This is a genomic window from Oceanimonas baumannii (assembly GCF_002245495.1).
Classification (GTDB): domain Bacteria; phylum Pseudomonadota; class Gammaproteobacteria; order Enterobacterales; family Aeromonadaceae; genus Oceanimonas; species Oceanimonas baumannii.
In genome coordinates, this window is sequence record NZ_NQJF01000037.1 from 1 (window position 1) to 1,119 (window position 1,119).

At 47.5% G+C, this 1,119-nt stretch carries 1 protein-coding gene; it reads right to left on the reverse strand.

Features of this window, described 5'->3' with window-relative positions; translation table 11 throughout:
- Positions 1-136: J domain-containing protein (locus tag B6S09_RS18810; protein ID WP_141202001.1), on the reverse strand; the 136-nt coding region annotated here is incomplete at its 3' end.
- Positions 137-1,119: the final 983 nt, after the last annotated feature.

A 1,119-nucleotide genomic window follows, 5' to 3' on the forward strand; every position in this document is an offset into this window, starting at 1 on the left:
GCCGCACTTTAGCCGTCTGCAGGCGCTCGAACCGCGCGGCCGCCTCCGCGCTGTCGGGCCGCTTGTCCGGGTGGCACTCCCTCGCGCGGGCCTTGTACTCGGCGGCGACCTGCTCCGCACAGGCCGGCTCAAACACCGCCGCACGTGATTTCTGTTAAAAAATGGGGGCAGCGTTAGCAACGCTTGCTCACGGCTGATATCCGGAGCTGAAAATTGGCAGAATGTGACCGTGGAGGGCTGGCCGGTGGCAAACTTGGCTTTTCCGTCCAATGTGCTCACACTTCCGGCGTATCATCATGTTTTATGGCTACTGGCAACTCATTTGATATCTCGGATGTGTAAACTTGGGCAGTATGGATCGATCGATGGAAAACGCACTTTTTTTAAAACTTTGCTCACACTGAAGGCGTATGACCAAACCATGATTTTTTACACATGGTGCTAAAACCTACCTCATTGAGGTAACCTCGGGCGCTGACTTCGACTCTCAACTCAGATTTTGGCTATAGTGTCATTGTTGTGTTCTATGACCTCATAGTGTGAGAAAATTCCCGATTCTGACGTCTGATTTACTCCACAGTTTCCCCTCCGTCGCTTCACAGCTCCTTGCACTGCGTGCTACTGGCCTGCTAGTGGGCCTATTCTTGTAAATTTTTAAACCGTTATTGAGCTGGCTCCAACTGGAAGTCTCATCACAACCAAGAACTGCATAGTAGTCCACCTCCTTTGATTTGTCGTAGTTTAAAATGTCATCCATTGCCTTGTTGGCCCTTATGTTCCCTTTGTTTTCGTGACTCGGCAAGCCATAAGTGAATTTACGATTTAGATGGCTCTGCGGTGCGTAATCACAAAATGGGCTGCAGCACTGACAGAAGCTATCAAACCTGGCCCGCGTTTTCACATTTCGTTCGCTTTCCATTCCTTTTTGCCAACAAAATTGATACACAGGGCCCAATCCGCATGCGATAATATTGTACTCTTCCCATTATGTTATATCAATCACTGTTTATTGCCATGCATGCATGCACTACCTATACAGAGAAACTATTTCGCAATCTCTCTGCATCCTATTTTTAAATAAAAGTCAATTTATATTATTTCTGTCTCTTATACACATCT